The sequence below is a fragment of the Micromonospora sp. WMMA1923 genome, from assembly GCF_049179195.1.
Classification (GTDB): domain Bacteria; phylum Actinomycetota; class Actinomycetes; order Mycobacteriales; family Micromonosporaceae; genus Micromonospora; species Micromonospora yangpuensis.
The window spans coordinates 4,762,898-4,779,576 of record NZ_JBMHLZ010000001.1; the positions used below are offsets into that span (position 1 = coordinate 4,762,898).

At 72.2% G+C, this 16,679-nt stretch carries 13 protein-coding genes; 4 read left to right on the forward strand and 9 right to left on the reverse strand.

The window, feature by feature from the left end; translation table 11 throughout:
* The first annotated feature begins 234 nt into the window (after positions 1–234).
* Complete coding sequence (valS, locus tag ACN28G_RS21525; RefSeq protein ID WP_421480216.1) at positions 235–2,937, forward strand: valine--tRNA ligase; 2,703 nt, start codon at positions 235–237, stop codon at positions 2,935–2,937.
* Positions 2,938–3,041: 104 nt separating this feature from the next.
* On the opposite strand, the gene ACN28G_RS21530 is transcribed toward valS, so the two are convergent.
* Genes ACN28G_RS21530 through ACN28G_RS21545 form a run of 4 tightly spaced genes read right to left on the reverse strand, consistent with a single transcriptional unit; the run spans position 3,042 to position 6,511 of the window.
* Entirely contained in the window at positions 3,042–3,752 is a 711-nt protein-coding gene (locus ACN28G_RS21530) for an ABC transporter permease (RefSeq protein ID WP_421480217.1), read from the reverse strand.
* Between the two features lie 5 nt (positions 3,753–3,757).
* A complete protein-coding gene (locus ACN28G_RS21535) occupies positions 3,758–4,726 on the reverse strand; it encodes an ABC transporter ATP-binding protein (RefSeq protein WP_421480218.1) in 969 nt (322 codons plus the stop codon).
* The gene (locus ACN28G_RS21540; protein WP_091443553.1) at positions 4,723–5,604 is read right to left on the reverse strand and encodes an ABC transporter permease subunit; all 882 of its coding nucleotides are present in this window, start codon (positions 5,602–5,604) and stop codon (positions 4,723–4,725) included. Before ACN28G_RS21540 ends, ACN28G_RS21535 begins: the two co-directional genes overlap by 4 nt.
* Complete coding sequence (locus tag ACN28G_RS21545; RefSeq protein ID WP_091443557.1) at positions 5,597–6,511, reverse strand: ABC transporter ATP-binding protein; 915 nt, start codon at positions 6,509–6,511, stop codon at positions 5,597–5,599. The genes ACN28G_RS21540 and ACN28G_RS21545 overlap by 8 nt, the downstream gene beginning before the upstream one ends.
* A gap of 241 nt (positions 6,512–6,752) precedes the next feature.
* Here ACN28G_RS21545 and cysC point away from each other — a divergent pair, with 241 nt between their 5' ends.
* Complete coding sequence (gene cysC, locus ACN28G_RS21550; RefSeq protein ID WP_091443560.1) at positions 6,753–8,282, forward strand: adenylyl-sulfate kinase; 1,530 nt, start codon at positions 6,753–6,755, stop codon at positions 8,280–8,282.
* Between the two features lie 29 nt (positions 8,283–8,311).
* Entirely contained in the window at positions 8,312–9,385 is a 1,074-nt protein-coding gene (galT, locus tag ACN28G_RS21555; RefSeq protein WP_091443563.1) for a galactose-1-phosphate uridylyltransferase, read from the forward strand.
* A 752-nt stretch (positions 9,386–10,137) separates the two neighbouring features.
* On the opposite strand, the gene ACN28G_RS21560 is transcribed toward galT, so the two are convergent.
* The 5 genes from ACN28G_RS21560 to purN all read right to left on the reverse strand — a co-directional run bounded on the left by ACN28G_RS21560 (position 10,138) and on the right by purN (position 15,803).
* Entirely contained in the window at positions 10,138–11,352 is a 1,215-nt protein-coding gene (locus ACN28G_RS21560) for an NADP-dependent isocitrate dehydrogenase (protein ID WP_091443566.1), read from the reverse strand.
* A gap of 144 nt (positions 11,353–11,496) precedes the next feature.
* Positions 11,497–12,447, reverse strand: a complete 951-nt coding sequence (locus tag ACN28G_RS21565; protein ID WP_091443568.1) for a malate dehydrogenase — start codon at positions 12,445–12,447, stop codon at positions 11,497–11,499.
* Between the two features lie 160 nt (positions 12,448–12,607).
* Positions 12,608–13,465 carry a bifunctional methylenetetrahydrofolate dehydrogenase/methenyltetrahydrofolate cyclohydrolase gene (locus ACN28G_RS21570; RefSeq protein ID WP_091443571.1) on the reverse strand — a complete coding sequence of 286 codons (858 nt, stop codon included), beginning with the start codon at positions 13,463–13,465 and terminating at the stop codon, positions 12,608–12,610.
* A 149-nt stretch (positions 13,466–13,614) separates the two neighbouring features.
* Complete coding sequence (gene purH / locus ACN28G_RS21575) at positions 13,615–15,186, reverse strand: bifunctional phosphoribosylaminoimidazolecarboxamide formyltransferase/IMP cyclohydrolase (protein ID WP_421480219.1); 1,572 nt, start codon at positions 15,184–15,186, stop codon at positions 13,615–13,617.
* Entirely contained in the window at positions 15,183–15,803 is a 621-nt protein-coding gene (purN, locus tag ACN28G_RS21580) for a phosphoribosylglycinamide formyltransferase (protein WP_091447327.1), read from the reverse strand. The genes purH and purN overlap by 4 nt, the downstream gene beginning before the upstream one ends.
* A gap of 308 nt (positions 15,804–16,111) precedes the next feature.
* Between purN and ACN28G_RS21585 the strand changes: the two genes are divergently transcribed.
* Positions 16,112–16,624: a hypothetical protein gene (locus ACN28G_RS21585; protein ID WP_421480220.1), complete on the forward strand. Its 513-nt coding sequence runs from the start codon at positions 16,112–16,114 to the stop codon at positions 16,622–16,624.
* Positions 16,625–16,679: the final 55 nt, after the last annotated feature.

Here is a 16,679-nt window from a genome sequence, read left to right on the forward strand (position 1 = left end):
GCGGGCGTCGCGGGCGTCGCGGGAAGTGAATCTTGGACACTTACCGTTCTATTTGGACGGTAAGTGTCCAAGATCTACCTGGCGAACGGGTGCCCGCGATACGCCGCGAGGGGACCGATGGTTCGGTTTTCCGGTCGGACTTGCAGACCGCCGGGGTCAGGTCCCCGGCGGTGCCGGGCCGGGTGGTCGGGAAGGCCTGTGCGGGGCCCGACGTGGCGGCTCTACGATCGGGCGATGACCGATTCGGCAAGGGCGGCCCGCGGTGGCGTGCCCGAGCGTCCCACCCTGGACGGCATCGAGCAGCGCTGGGCCCAACGCTGGCAGGACGACGACACCTACGCCTTCGACCGGTCGGCGGTGGCCGGCCGCGCCAAGGCAGCGGTAGCCGGTCGCGCCGAGGCAACGGGCCCGGGGACGACAGCCGACCAAGGCGCGGCCGGCCGCAACGTCACCCCGGGTGGCGGCCGTGGCGCCGCTCCGGGCAGCGGCCGCAGTGCCCGGGACGACGTGTACGCCATCGACACGCCGCCGCCGACGGTCTCCGGTGAGCTGCACATGGGGCACGTCTTCTCGTACACCCACACCGACATCGTGGCCCGGTTCCAGCGGATGCGCGGCAAGGCCGTGTTCTACCCGATGGGCTGGGACGACAACGGCCTGCCCACCGAGCGCCGGGTGCAGAACGTCTACGGGGTGCGCTGCGACCCGTCGCTGCCGTACGACCCGGAGTGGACCCCGCCGCAGGCACCGGTCACCGAGGCGGCCCGCAAGGACCCGACGCCGATCTCGCGGCGCAACTTCGTCGAGCTGTGCCAGACCCTGACCGCCGCCGACGAGCAGGTCTTCGAGGCGCTGTGGCGGCGGCTCGGGTTGTCGGTGGACTGGTCGCTGACGTACACCACGATCGGTGCCGCCGCCCGGGCCACCTCGCAGCGGGCGTTCCTGCGCAACCTGGCCCGAAACGAGGCGTACCAGGCGGAGGCGCCGACGTTGTGGGACGTGGGCTACGCCACCGCCGTCGCCCAGGCCGAGCTGGAGGACCGGGAGCGCCCCGGGGCGTACCACCGGCTTCGGTTCACCGGGGCCGACGGGCGGGAGGTGCTGATCGACACCACCCGGCCGGAGCTGCTGCCGGCCTGCGTCGCGCTGGTCTGCCACCCGGACGACGAGCGGTACGCCGATCTGGTCGGCTCCTCGGTGCGTACCCCGGTGTTCGGGGTCGAGGTGCCGGTGCGCGCGCACCCGCTGGCGGACCCGGCCAAGGGCACCGGCATCGCGATGGTCTGCACCTTCGGTGACCTGACCGACGTGACCTGGTGGCGGGAGCTGGCGCTGGAGACCCGGGTGGTGATCGGCCGGGACGGCCGGCTGCTGGCCGAGCCGCCGGCCGGCGTGCCGGCGGGGCCGTACGCGGCGCTGGCCGGGCAGAGCGTCAACGCCGCCCGGCGGGCCGTGGTGGAGCTGCTGACCACGGCGGGTGACCTGGTCGGCGAGGTGCGTCCGATCACCCACCCGGTGAAGTTCTACGAGCGCGGCGACCGGCCGCTGGAGATCGTCTCGACCCGGCAGTGGTACCTGCGCAACGGTGGCCGCGACCCGCAGCTGCGGGCGGAGCTGCTGGCCCGGGGTACGGAGCTGACCTGGGTGCCGGCGCACATGCGGCACCGCTACGAGCACTGGGTGGGCGGCCTCACCGGTGACTGGCTGGTCAGCCGGCAGCGGTTCTTCGGCGTGCCGGTGCCGGTGTGGTACCGGCTCGACGACGCTGGCGAGCCGGACCACTCCCAGCCTCTCACGCCTCCGGAGGTGATGTTGCCGGTTGACCCGTCCAGCGAACCCCCGCCCGGGTACGACGAGTCACAGCGCGGCCGGCCGGGCGGATTCGTGGGCGATCCGGACGTCCTGGACACCTGGGCCACCTCGTCGCTGACCCCGCAGATCGTCGGCGGCTGGGAGACCGACCCGGAGCTGTTCGCCATGGTCTTCCCGATGGACCTGCGCCCGCAGGGGCAGGAGATCATCCGGACCTGGCTCTTCTCCAGCGTGGTCCGCGCCCACCTGGAGCACGGGTTGCTGCCCTGGCGGGACACCGTGCTCTCCGGCTGGATCCTCGACCCGGACCGCAAGAAGATGTCCAAGTCCAAGGGGAACGTGGTCACCCCGATGGCGCTGCTGGAACAGCACGGCTCCGACGCGGTGCGGTACTGGGCGGCCAACGGGCGGCCCGGCATGGACCTGGCCTTCGACCCCGCGCAGATCAAGGTCGGCCGGCGGCTGGCCACCAAGCTGCTCAACGCCTCGAAGTTCGCGCTCGGGCTGGGCGCGGCCGACGCGCTGCGCGCCCCGGTGACCGAGCCACTGGACACCGCGATGCTCGCCGAGCTGCGGAGCGTGGTCGGCGAGGCGACCGCCGCCCTCGACCGGTACGACCACACCGCCGCGTTGCAGGTCACCGAGGCGTTCTTCTGGCGGTTCTGCGACGACTACATCGAGTTGGTCAAGGAACGCGCCTACGGCACCGGGCCGGGGGCCGACTCGGCGCGGGCCGCGCTGGCCACCGCCCTCTCGGTGCAGCTGCGGCTCTTCGCCCCGGTGCTGCCGTACGTGACCGAGGAGGTCTGGTCCTGGTGGCGGTACGGCTCGGTGCACCGGGCCACCTGGCCGACCAGCTACGAGGTGGACCAGGCGATCACCGGCACCGGTGACCCGGCCCTGCTGCGGCTGGCCGCCGACGCGCTGAGCCAGGTCCGCCGGGCCAAGTCGGAACGGAAGCTGTCGATGAAGGCGGAGGTCCCGCTGGCCGAGGCGCTCGGGCCGGCCGCCCTGCTCGACCAGCTCACCCTGGTCGCCGACGACCTGCGCGCGGCCGGCCGGATCGGCAAACTCGACAGGCTGCCGGACCGCACCGACGAACTCGTCATCGCCTGCGCCTTCTGACCTCCGTGAAAGGAAGGGCCCCTTGTTAACGCTTTCGGTAGAGAGGGTCACCCCGCTCACCGCAGCCCGTTAACAAGGGGCCCTTCCTTGCAGAGGGGGCGGGGTCAGCTGGTTTCGCCGGCGACGCTGAAGGAGCGCAGCCGGTCCACCGCCAGCACCGTGAAGCCCACGCTGACCAGGGCGGTCATCACCGCCGCCACCGGTACGGAGACGGTGGTGGAGAGCAGTTCGGTGGGGGCCAGCCGGTCGGCCAGGGCGATCACCCAGTGCTGCACCGAGAGCACCCGGGTGCCGGTGACCACGTTGCCGAGCAGCCCCTCCCAGATCAGCACGTAGACCAGGCCGAGCAGCACCGGCCGGCGGGTGACCAGGCTCAACGCCAGGAACAACGCCGAGTACGCCAGCGCGCCGAGCGCCGCCGCGGCGACCAGCCCCAGGCCGAGGCGTACCGAGTGGGCGAGCACCCCCGCGACGTAGAGCGGCACGGCGACGGTGGCCGCGCTGACCCCGGTGGCCACCGCCAGCTTCGGCAGCACGATCTGCCAGCGGGGCAGCGGCTTGGTGAGGATGTGCACCACCGTGCCGTCGTCGATCTCGGCGCCGAGCACGCCGGTGCCGACGATCAGGGCGACCACCGGCAGCACCACGGCCAGGCCGAGGCCGACCAGCACCGGCGGACCCCACTGGCCCGGGTCCACCTTGAGCACCCGGGAGATGATGGCGAGCGTCACCACCAGCAGGGGCAGGGGCAACAGCAGCAGGAAACGACGCCGGCCGAACAGCCCGCGTACGGTGATCCAGGAAACGGTCGACACGACTCTCAGGCCTCCACCAGGTAGGAGAAGACGCTCTCCAGGGACTCGTCCTCGGGCAGCAACGCCCGGACCCGGACCCCCCGGTCCAGGGCGATCTTCGGCAGTACGCGGGTGAACGCGCCGTAGTCGCCGGCCCGCACGGTCAGTCCGGTACGGTCCAGCTCGACGCCGGTGACCGACGGCTCGGCCATCAACGCCACGGCCAGCGCCCGGTCGTCGGTGGAGCGGATGACGAAGACGTGCGGACGGTTGGTCATCAGCCGGCGGATGGTCCGGAAGTCCCCGGAGGCGGCCAGCCGGCCGGCGACCATCACCTGCACCGTGCCGGAGACCTGCTCGACCTCCTCCAGGATGTGCGAGCTGAACAGGATCGTCCGGCCGGCGTCACCGAGGCGGTGCAGCAGCTGCATCATGTGCAGGCGCTGCCGGGGGTCCATCCCGTTGAACGGCTCGTCCAGCAGCAGCACCTGCGGGTCGTGCACCAACGCGGCGGCGACCCGGGCCCGTTGCCGCATGCCCTTGGAGTACGTGCCGATCCGCCGGTCCTGCGCGCCGGCCAGCTCGACCAGGTCGATCGCCCGTCGGGCGGCGGCGGCCGGATCGGGCAGCCCGTGCAGCTTGGCGCTGGCCAGCACGAACTCGGACGCGGTGAGGAAGGTGTGCACCGCCTCCCGTTCGCTGACCAGCCCGAGCCGCCGGTAGACCTCCGGGTTGCGCCAGGTAGGCGCCCCGTCGAGGGTCAACGTGCCGCGCGACGGGGCGAGGAAGCCGGCCATCATGTGCAGCAGGGTGGTCTTGCCCGCCCCGTTGGGGCCGAGCAGTCCGGTCACCCCCGGCCCGAGGCTCATCGTGACGTCGTTGACGGCGACCACGTTGCCGTACCAGCGGGAGACCCCGGCGAGGTCCAGGGTGCTCACCCTGGTCGCCGGTGGGGTCTCGGCGCTGGTCGTCCCGACCGCGCTGGTCGTGCTCATCGGCTGGCCACCTTCCGGTATCGCGTCAGGAGCAGGGCGACGGCGGCGGCCACCAGCGCGACCGCGGCGACGGCGTAGACCGGGCCGAAGTCGCCGATCGGCGGGCCGCCCTGCCCCGGCGGGAAGAGCAGGTCGCCCAGGGCCCAGGCACCGGTTCCGGAGACCAGGGTCGACGGCGAGGCGAGCAGGGCCAACTCGTTCACCGTCTGCGACGGCATGATCGACAGGATGCCGACGACCGGGGTGGTCATCAGGAAGACCGCCACGATCCCACCGGCGGCGAAGGCCCGCTTGCTGGTCAGCGAGGCCACCAGCAGCCCGATCGAGGCGAACACCGCCGCCCAGAGCCCGGCGTAGAGCAGGCCGGGCAGCAGGTCGAGCAGCTCGTTCCAGACCCCGCGCATCCCCTCGCCGGTGGTGAAGGCCGCGCCGAGGAACATCAGCAGCTGCGGCCCGCCGAGCAACAGCCAGAGCGCGGTGGCCAGGGCCAGCAGCTTCGCCAGCGCGTAGTCCGAGCGGGGCAGTGGGCGGGAGAAGTACAGCGGCAGCACGCCGCTGCCCAGGTCGCGGGAGACCAGCTCGGGGGCGACCACCGCCACGAAGAAGATGACCAGCCAGCTCATCGAGTCGGCGAACTGCGCGTAGGTCATCACCACCTCGCCGAGCTGGGACCGGATCGCGGTGAGCCCGGCGGCGACGACCGTCACCGCCCCGACCACCAGCCAGGGGAAGATCTTGGCCTTGGCGCTGCGGCCCAGCCCGAACGCCGTACGCAGGCCGTGCAGGTAGAGCGCGCCGAAGACGTGCCGGCGACCCAGTCGGGGGCCGGTGTACCGCTGGTAGCCGATGTCGTGGATGACGCCGGTCGGCTCAGACATGGCTGGGCTCCCTCGGGGCGAACAGCTCGGCCACCCGGTGCCGGCGCTGGTCCAGCCGGTGCAGTGGCAGGTCCAGCTCGGCGACCGTGCCGAGGATGAGGTCGTAGGTGCGCTCGTCGGTGAGCGGGACCAGCAGCATCCGGCCGTCCCGGGTCACCGTCAGGTCGAGTTCGGCCAGGCGGGCGGCCAGGTTCTCGGTGCCCTCGCTGACCTCGACCGCGAGCACGTCGGTGGCCGAGGTCATCGCGGTGATGTGATCGGCGCGCAGCAGCCGACCGCCGTCGATGGCGATCAGCGTGTCGCAGATCCGTTCCACCTCACCCAGCAGGTGCGAGCAGACCAGCACCGAGATGCCGAACTCGGTGCCGATCCGGTGGATCAGGGCGAGCATGGCGTCCCGGCCGGCCGGGTCGAGGCCGTTGGTCGGCTCGTCGAGCAGCAGCAGGTCCGGGTCGTGCACCAGGGCCTGGGCGAGCTTGACCCGCTGTTTCATGCCGGTGGAGTAGCCGCCGACCGGGCGGTACCGCTCCTCGTAGAGGCCGACGTGGCGCAGCGCCTCGGAGGCCCGTTCCCGGGCGACCGTGCGCGGCAGGCCGCTGATCCGGCCGAGGTGGGTGACCAGCTCGGCGGCGGTGAGGTCCGGCGGCAGGGCGTCGTGTTCGGGCATGTAGCCGACCCGGGCCCGTACCGCGGCCGGGTCGGTGGTCGGGTCGCGGCCCAGCACCCGGACCTGCCCGCTGGTGGGTTCGAGCAGGCCGAGCAGGATCTTGATCAGGGTGGACTTGCCGGCGCCGTTGGCGCCGACCAGGCCGATGATCCCCGGCTCGACCGCGACGGTCAGGTCGGCCAACGCGGTGACCCGGCCCCCGTACGTCTTGGTCAGCGACTCGGTCGCGATCAGTGTCACGCCGCTCAGCCTAGGAAGTCGATGCCTTGGTCGGTATCGGGAACACGATCGGGGATGCCCCTGATTCTTCCAGGGGTACCGGCCCCGGGGGACGATTCCGCCCGGCCGCACGTCGGGCGGTGCCGGTGACCTGCCAGGATCACCCAGGTCGGCCACGCACGGGTCGGCCGGGCGATGCTGCTCTCGACCGATCGCCGGTCGGCTGAGAAACTGTGTGCCGGTCAGGGAGTGAGGGGTGCGGATGAGCAACGGGTGGGTGCTGCCCGACGAGGTGCTTCGGGACGCGCCGGCGTACACGCCGCGTCCGGGGGAGCTGGCGGACCTGGAGTTGTTGCTCACCGGGGCCTACGCACCGCTGACCGGCTTCATGACCCGGGCCGACCTGGTCTCGTTGAGCCGCCGGGGCCGGCTCGCCGACGGCACGTCGTGGCCGGTGCCGGTGACGTTGCAGATCCCGGCGGCGCTCGCCGCGGGGCTGGACGGCGTCGACCCGGCGCACCGCGCACTGGTGCTCACCGACGCCGAGGGCGCGCCGGTCGCGGCGCTGGACGTCACCGACGTCTGGACGGTACGCGACCAGGTGGCCGGCGTCGGCGGCACCGTGCGTCGGCTCGGCGACGGCGGCAGCGGCCCGTTCCAGCGGCTGCGCCGCAACCCCGAGGAGGTACGCGGACTGCTGCCCCCGGGCCGGGTGCTGGGGGTGGTCGCCGACCGGCCGCTGCACCGGCCCCAGTTGGCCCAGATCGCCCACGCCGCGCGGACCCTCGGCGCGCACCTGCTGGTGCTGATCCCGGTCAACGAGCAGCTCACCGGCGGTCTGCCCCCGGAGGCGCTGGTGCGCAGCATCTTCGCCGCCCGGGACCGGATGCCACCGGCGACGCTGATCGCGGTGCCGCTGGCCCGCCGCCGCGACGAGATCAGCGACGCCCTGCTGCGGGCCCGGGTGGCCGCCGCGTACGGCGTCACCCACCTGCTCTCCACCGGCGAGTCGCTCTCCGGCGCCGGGCTGCGGGTGCTGGTGCCCCGGGAGCTGGCCTACGACAACCGGGACGGACAGTGGCGGTGGCGCGACGACATCCCGCCCCGCAACCGTCGACTGGCGTTGAGCCAGCAGGAGATCGACGACCTGCTGGACCGGGGTTTCCCGCTACCGGAATGGCACACCCCGCCGGCGGTGGCCAAGGAGCTGGTCCGGGCCCGCCCGCCGCGCCGGCACCGGGGGCTGGTGGTCTTCTTCACCGGCTTCTCCGGCTCCGGCAAGTCCACGATCGCCCGGGGCCTGGCCGATGCGCTGCGCGAGCAGGGCGACCGGACGGTGACCCTGCTGGACGGGGACGTGGTGCGCCGGGAACTGTCCGCCGGGCTGACCTTCAGCAAGGCCGACCGGGATCTCAACGTACGCCGGATCGGCTGGGTGGCCGCGGAGATCGCCCGGCACCGGGGGGTGGCGATCTGCTGCCCGATCGCCCCGTACGAGCAGGCTCGCGCCACCGCCCGGGAGATGGCCCTGACCGCCGGCGCGGGTTTCCTGTTGATCCACGTCGCCACCCCGCTGGAGGTCTGCGAGCAACGCGACCGCAAGGGTCTGTACGCCCGGGCCCGGGCCGGTTTGCTCACCGGGATGACCGGCATCGACGACCCGTACGAGCCGCCGACCGACGCCGAACTGGTCCTCGACACCTCCAACGGGACGGTGGAGGACGCGGTGCAGGCGGTCATGCACCTGCTGACCGAGACCGGTTGGGTGGAGCCCCGCCTGCAACCGGCCTGATCCCCGACCACGACGCAAGGGACAACTGAGTGAGGCGTACGAGCATCGAACTGGCCGATGGCCGGGAGCTGATCTACTTCGACGAGCGGGACGACGCGGTCCGGGACCAGCCGGACCGGCGGGAGCTGCCCGCTGTCCCGCCCGCCGCCCAACTCCGCCACGACCCGCTGACCGACGAGTGGGTGGCCATCGCCGCACACCGACAGAGCCGCACCTTCCTACCCCCGGCCGACCAGTGTCCGCTCTGCCCCTCCACGCCCGAGCGGCTCAGCGAGATCCCGGCACCGGCGTACGACGTGGCGGTCTTCGAGAACCGCTTCCCGGCCTTCGGTCAGCGGGTGGCCGACGAGCCCGCCGAGATCACCGCGTTCACCCCGGTCCGGCCGGGTCGGGGGCGGTGCGAGGTGGTCTGCTTCACCGACGACCACCAGATGTCCTTCGCCGAGTTGTCACCGGGACGGGTCCGGACCGTCCTGGACGCCCTCGCCGACCGGACCACCGTCCTGGGTGCGCTGCCCGGGGTGGAGCAGGTGTTCTGCTTCGAGAACCGGGGGGTGGAGATCGGCGTCACCCTGCACCACCCGCACGGGCAGATCTACGGCTACCCGTTCCTGCCGCCGCGTACCCGGTCCCTGCTGGCCGCCGCGCGTCGGCACGCCGAGCGCACCGGTGGCGGCAACCTCTACGCCGACGTGCTCGCCGCGGAACGCGCCGCCGGCGACCGGGTGGTCGCCGCCAACGACCACTGGACCGCGTACGTCCCGGCGGCGGCCCGGTGGCCGTTCGAGGTGCACGTCGCGCCGCACCGGGCGGTACCGGACCTACCGGCGCTGAGCGACGCCGAGCGGGACGCCTTCGGGCCGCTCTACCTGGAGCTGCTGGGCCGCCTCGACCGGCTCTTCGACCGGCCCATGCCGTACATCTCGGCCTGGCACCAGGCTCCCGTACACGAGGGGCGGGAGCTGGCGCACCTGCACCTGCAGCTGTTCAGCAACCGGCGGGCGGCGGACAAACTCAAGTACCTGGCCGGCTCCGAGTCGGCGATGGGCGTCTTCCTCAACGACATCACCCCCGAACAAGCCGCCACCCTCCTCCGCGGGTAAGGAAGGGCCCCCTGTTAACGCATACGGTCGAGAAGGGTCCCCTTCTCACCGCAGCGGCCACCGCCAGCGGCCACCGCCAGCGGCCACCGCGGCCAGCGTCACGGGCGGGCAGGGGCGCACGGGCGGACACGGGCGGACAGGGGCCGCACGGGCGGGGGGCAGGCCGGGAACAGGGCGCGGGGGGCCCGGGACAGGGCCCCCCGCAGGGAAGGGACGGCTGGCTGTACTCGACAGCCGGGAAGGCTGGCTGTTCGGCACGCACGCCGTGCGGCGACCGCGGTAACCTTCCTGGACGCGACTGGCATCACGTCCATCCCGCTCAACGACCTACCGCCAGCACGGTGACGCCGGCGGCATCCCGCCGGCAGCGCCGACATCGTCCGCCAGCGGATCGGCCCGACCCGCAGAAGCGTCGACCGCGTCCGCCGGAACGGCGACCAGCCTGCCGGAGGCCGGCCGACCGTCACACCCAGAGGCCGGCCGACCGTCACACCCAGAGGCCGGCCGACCGTCACGCCCAGAGGCCGGCTGACCGTCACGTCCGGGGGCCGGCCGACCGTCACACCCAGAGGCCGGCCGACCGTCACACCCAGAGGCCGGCTGACCGTCACGTCCGGGGGCCGGCTGAGGTTGCCGGAGCCGGCCATCGGCACGACGCCCCCGCCCCGCGCGCCGTCACCATCGGACCCCGCGACGAACAGGAGCCCGCCGGCAGCGTGCCGACGGGCTCCGGGAACGAGCGGTACGGGAGATCAGGCGAGCCGACGGGCCAGGTTCTCGTCGAGCGCGTTCATGAACTCGTCGGTGGTCAGCCACGGGGCGTCCCGGGAGATGAGCAGCGCCAGGTCCTTGGTCATCTGGCCGCCCTCGACGGTGTCGACGATCACCTGCTCCAGGGTGTCGGCGAACTCGGTGACCGCCGGGGTGCCGTCCAGCTTGCCCCGGTGGGCCAGGCCCCGGGTCCAGGCGTAGATCGAGGCGATCGGGTTGGTCGAGGTCTTCTCGCCCTTCTGGTACTGCCGGTAGTGCCGGGTGACGGTGCCGTGGGCGGCCTCGGCCTCGACGGTACGGCCGTCCGGGGAGAGCAGGACCGAGGTCATCAGGCCGAGCGAGCCGAAGCCCTGGGCGACCGTGTCGGACTGCACGTCACCGTCGTAGTTCTTGCAGGCCCAGACGTACCCGCCCTCCCACTTGAGCGCGGCGGCGACCATGTCGTCGATCAGCCGGTGCTCGTAGGTGATGCCGGCGGCGTCGAACTCGCTCTTGAACTCGCTCTCGAACACCTCGGCGAAGAGATCCTTGAACCGACCGTCGTACGCCTTGAGGATGGTGTTCTTGGTCGACAGGTAGACCGGGTAGCCCCGGTCGAGGCCGTACCGGAACGAGGCACGGGCGAAGTCCCGGATCGACTCGTCGTAGTTGTACATGCCCATCGCGATGCCGCCACCGGGGAAGTTGGCGACCTCCATCTCGACCGGCGCGGAACCGTCGGCCGGGGTGTAGGTGATGGTCACCGTGCCCGGGCCGGGAACGACGAAGTCGCTGGCCTTGTACTGGTCACCGTGGGCGTGCCGGCCGATAATGATCGGCTTGGTCCAGCCCGGGACGAGCCTCGGTACGTTGGACATGATGATCGGCTCGCGGAAGACGACGCCGCCGAGGATGTTACGGATGGTGCCGTTCGGCGACCGCCACATCTTCTTCAGGCCGAACTCCTCCACCCGGGCCTCGTCCGGGGTGATGGTGGCGCACTTGACGCCGACGCCGTGCTCCTTGATGGCGTTGGCGGCGTCGACGGTGACCTGGTCGTCGGTGGCGTCGCGGTGCTGGATCGAGAGGTCGTAGTAGTGCAGGTCGACGTCGAGGTAGGGCAGGATCAGCTGCTCCCGGATCTGCTTCCAGATGATCCGGGTCATCTCGTCGCCGTCGAGCTCCACGACCGGGTTGTTTACCTTGATCTTCGCCATCGACCGGCGCTCCTCTCGGGGGTCACGTGCTCTAGCAGTACGAGCGTACTGGAAGTTGTCCGGGACCACCGAGCGGGCCTCGCCCCGGAGGAGAAGAGGGGCGACCGGCATCGCCGATCGCCCCTTTCGCAACTGGTGCCCAGGTCACATGTTGGCGACGTCACCCTGCTTGGCACGGACCGCCTCGGCGGCCTCCTTCAGGCTGGCCAGCTCGTCGGCGTCCAGGTCGGTCTCGACGACCCGCTTGACGCCCTCGGCCCCGATCGCCGCCTCGACGCCCAGGTAGACGCCGGAGATGCCGTACTCGCCGTCGACCCAGGCGCAGACCGGCATGACCTCGCCGGAGTCCTCCGCGACCGCCTTGGCCATCCGGGCGGCGGCGGCCGACGGGGCGTAGTACGCCGAGCCGGTCTTGAGCAGCGCCACCACCTCGGCGCCGCCGTTGCGGGTCTTGACGACCAGCTCCTCGATCTGCTCGGCCGGCATCGCCTCACGCAGCGGCCTGCCGTTCACGGTGCTCTTCGACGGCACCGGCACCATGGTGTCGCCGTGCGAACCGAGGGTCAGCGTCTTCACCGACTTCACCGGTACGTCCAGCGCCTCGGCGACGAAGTTGCTGAACCGGGCGGTGTCCAGCATGCCGGCCTGCCCGAGCACCCGGTTGCGCGGGAACTGGGTGGCCAGCTGGGCCAGCGCGGTCATCTCGTCGAGCGGGTTCGACACCACGATGACGACGGCGTTCGGTGCGTACTTGGCGACGTTCTCGGAGACCTGCCGCACAATCTTGGCGTTGGTCTCCAGCAGGTCCATCCGGCTCATGCCCGGCTTACGCGGCAGGCCGGCGGTGATCACCACCACGTCCGAGCCCTCGATGGCCTCGTACCCCTCGCCGTTGGGGCCGGTGGTGGCGCCGACCAGCTTGGTCTCGAAACCCTCGATCGCCCGCGACTGGTTGAGGTCCAGTGCGAGACCGGCGGGCTTGCCCTCCACGATGTCGGTGATCACGACGGTGTCGAAGACGTCGTACTCGGCCAGGCGCTGTGCGGTGGTGGAGCCGTAGAATCCTGCCCCGACGACAGTGACCTTCTTACCCATGGGTCGTCCCACTCCCTGTTACCAGTCGGTTTTCCGGACCGTATCAGTCATCGTGGCACCCAGCAGGCCGGGGCGGACGCAAACGAGATCGTCGGCACCGGCCAGCGTGGGTTAACAAGGGGCCCTTCCTATACCAAAAGCGTTAAGAAGGGGCCCTTCCTTACCGCTCGGCGCGTTCTACGACGTTGGTGAGGAGCATGGCGCGGGTCATCGGGCCGACGCCGCCGGGCATCGGCACCACCGCGGCGGCGGTCTGGGCCACCTCCGGGTCCACGTCGCCGGTGTAGCGGCCCTTGCCGTCCGAGCCGATCACCCGGGTGATGCCGACGTCGACCACCACCGCGTCCGGGTTGATCATGTCCGAGGTGAGCAGGCCGGGCACACCGGCCGCCACGACGACCACGTCCGCCGCCCGGGTGTGCGCGGCGAGGTCCAGGGTGCCGGTGTGGCAGAGGGTCACCGTGGCGTTCTCGCTGCGCCGGGTGAGCAGCAGCCCGAGCGGCCGGCCGACGGTGTTGCCCCGGCCGACCACCGCCACGTTCGCACCCCGCAGCGGTACGTCGTACCGGCGCAGCAGCTCGACGACGCCGCGTGGGGTGCAGGGCAGCGGGCCGTCGTACCCGAGCACCAGCCGCCCCAGGTTGACCGGGTGCAGCCCGTCGGCGTCCTTGTCCGGGTCGATCGACTCCAGCACCCGCTGGGTGTCCAGGTGAGCCGGGAGCGGAAGCTGGACGATGTAGCCGTGGCAGGCCGGGTCGGCGTTCAGCTCGGCCACCACCGCGTCGACCTGCTCCTGGGTGGCGTCGGCGGGCAACTCCCGGCGGATCGAGGCGATGCCCACCTCGGCGCAGTCCCGGTGCTTGCCGTCGACGTACGCCTGGGAGCCCGGATCCGCGCCGACCAGGACCGTACCCAGTCCGGGGGTGATGCCGCGTTCGGCGAGCGCCTTCACCCGCGTCCGCAGCTCGTCCTTGATCGTCGCCGCTGTGGCCTTGCCGTCCAGTACCTTCGCCGTCACGTCCCGATCGTCTCACGTCCGGTGGGCCGCGCCGCGCGGACCCGGACCCACCACCGGGTGCCACGCACCCGGGACTGACCGCCGCCGGCAGGAGCAGGCGGCGACGGCCCGGGGCGGAATCCGCCCCGGGCCGTCGACACCGGTCGAGGTCAGTGGAAGAAGTGCCGGGTGCCGGTGAGGTACATGGTGAGGCCGGCCTCCTTCGCGGCGGCCACCACCTCCTCGTCGCGGATCGAGCCGCCGGGCTGCACCACCGCACGGACCCCGGCGTCGGCGAGGATCTTCAGCCCGTCGGCGAACGGAAAGAAGGCGTCCGAGGCGGCCACCGAACCGCGGGCCCGCTCGGCCCCGGCCCGGCTGACCGCCAGGTGTGCCGAGTCGACCCGGTTGACCTGGCCCATGCCCACCCCGACGGTTGCCCCGTCGGCGGCGAGCAGGATCGCGTTGCTCTTCACCGACCGCACCGCCCGCCAGGCGAAGACGAGGTCACGCAGCAGCGCCTCGTCGGCCGCCTCGCCGGTGGCCAGCCGCCAGCTCGCCGGGTCGTCGCCGGGGGCGTCCACCCGGTCGGCCAGCTGCACCAGCAGCCCGCCGCTCACCTGCCGCCACTCGGCCGCCGGCGGTTGCCAGGCCGGGGCGCGCAGCAGCCGCAGGTTCTTCTTGGCCCGCAGTACGTCGACCGCCTCGGGAGCGAACTCCGGGGCCACCACGACCTCGGTGAAGATCTCCGAGATCTGCTCGGCCAGCTCGACGGTGACCGCCCGGTTCACCGCGATCACCCCGCCGAAGGCGCTCAGCGGGTCGCAGGCGTGCGCCTTGCGGTGCGCCTCGGCCACGTCCGCGCCGACCGCGATGCCGCACGGGTTGGCGTGCTTGATGATCGCCACCGCCGGCTGGTCGGCGAAGTCGTTCGCCGCCCGCCAGGCCGCGTCGGCGTCGACGTAGTTGTTGTACGACATCTCCTTGCCGTGCAGCTGCTCGGCCTGGGCCAGCCCGGCCGGAGCGTCCGGGTCGGTGTAGAGCGCCGCCGCCTGGTGCGGGTTCTCCCCGTAGCGCAGGGTCCGGTCGGCGTGCAGCCCCAGCCCGGTGAAGGCGGGCCACTCCTGCTCGGCCGGGGCCAGCTGCGCCGCGCACCAGTTCGCCACCGCGATGTCGTACTCGGCGATGTCGGCGAAGGCGCGGGCGGCCAGCGCCCGGCGCTGGGTCAGGGTGAAGCCACCGTCGCCGAGCGCGGCCAGCACCGCCGGGTACGCCGACGGGTCGGTGACCACCGCGACCGAGGCGTGGTTCTTGGCCGCGGCCCGGACCATCGCCGGACCACCGATGTCGATCTGCTCGACACACTCCTCCACGCTGGCCCCGGAGGCGACCGTGGCCTGGAACGGGTAGAGGTTGGAGACCAGCAGGTCGATCCCGGTGATGCCGTGCTCGTCGAGCTGACCTGCGTGGCTGGGCTTGCGCAGGTCGGCGAGGAGCCCGCCGTGGATCTTCGGGTGCAGGGTCTTCACCCGCCCGTCGAGGATCTCCGGGAAGCCGGTCACCGTCTCCACGGCGGTCACCGGTACGCCGGCGGCCGAGATCGTCGCCGCGGTGCTGCCGGTCGAGACGAGCTCCACCCCCGCGTCGTGCAGGGCGCGGGCCAGCTCCACCAACCCGGACTTGTCGTAGACGCTTACCAGCGCCCGCCGAAGGGGGCGGCGTTCGTCCGCAGTGGCACTCACGGCACAGTGACCTTTCTTCCGGTGATCGTCCAACCATCACGGACCAGCCGACCGACCTGTTCGACGAGCTGGCGCCGTTCGGCTTCCTTGATGCGCTCGGTGAGCGTCTCCTCGTCGTCGTCGTCGAGCACCGGCACCGCGACCTGGGCGACGATCGGACCGGTGTCCATGCCGGCGTCGACGAAGAAGAGGGTGGCCCCGGTGACCTTGACGCCGTAGGCGAGGGCGTCCCGGGGGCCGTGGATGCCGGGGAACGCCGGCAGCAGGGTATTGTGCGTGTTCAGGTAGCGGTCGCCGAAGGCGGCCAGGAACCGCGGGCCGACCAGCTTGAGGAAACCGGCCGAGACGACCAGGTCGGGGCGGTGCCGGGCGACCTGGTCGGTGAGCGCGGCGTCCCAGTCCTCACGGGTGGGGTGGTCCTTCACCCGCTCGACGAAGCTCGGCACCCCGGCCGTGGCGGCCCGGTCCAGGCCGGCGATGCCGTCCCGGTCGGCGCCGACGGCGACCACCCGGGCGCCGTACGCCGGGTCGGCTCCCGCGTCCAGCAGCGCCTGCAGGTTGCTGCCGGAACCGGAGACGAGGACGACGACGCGGGCGGCGGAGCCGGGGTCGGTCACGCGGGCGGCGAACGCGGGGGCGGTCGCCCGGGGGGCGGACGCGGGGTCGGTCACGCGGCCACCCTATCGGTCCGGCGAGCAGGTCCATCAGCTGGGCGGTGTCCGGTTCGTGGCCGGTGAATGTCGCCCCCACCAGGTACGCTGCCGCTCGCCCGGTCTTCGACAAGCGCCCGGTCACCTGCCGGGCGGCGGCCCCGGCGGCCCGGCACGATCAGGAGTCAGCGCACGGTCATGTTTTCCCGGTCGATCGGGTACTGACAGATCGGTTCCACCGACCGACAGCGATCCAGCCAAGGAGCGAATCCGACATGCAGCCCGGCAACCCCGGCCAGGACCCGTACGGCCAGCAGCCCAGCTCGGGCCAGCCGTACGGTCAACAGCCCACCTCGGGCCAGCCCTACGGCCAGCAGCCCACCTCGGGCCAGCCCTATGGCCAGCAGCCCGATCCGTACGCGCCGCCGCCGCAGGCCCCCTACGGTCAGCAGGACCCGTACGGCCAGCAGCCCCCGTACGGCCCGGGCCCCACCCACCCCAACGCCGGGTACCCGCAGCCGTCGGGGCAGAACAACACCCTGGGTCTGATCGCGATGATCCTCGGTATCGCCTCGATCCCGCTGGCCTGCTGCTACCTGGGCATCCCGCTGGGCATCGCCGGCCTGGTCACCGGTTTCCTCGGCAAGCAGAAGGCCGACCAGGGCCAGGCCAGCAACGGCGGCCAGGCCAAGACCGGTCTGATCTGCGGTGGGGTCGGTGTCGTGCTGGGCATCCTGCAGATCATCGCGATCGTGGTGCTCAACGTGAACCCGACGAGCGGGGTCTGAGCGTCCGACACCCGCGGGGGCGTTTCCGGCTGGCCCGGGGGCGCCCCTGCGTCGT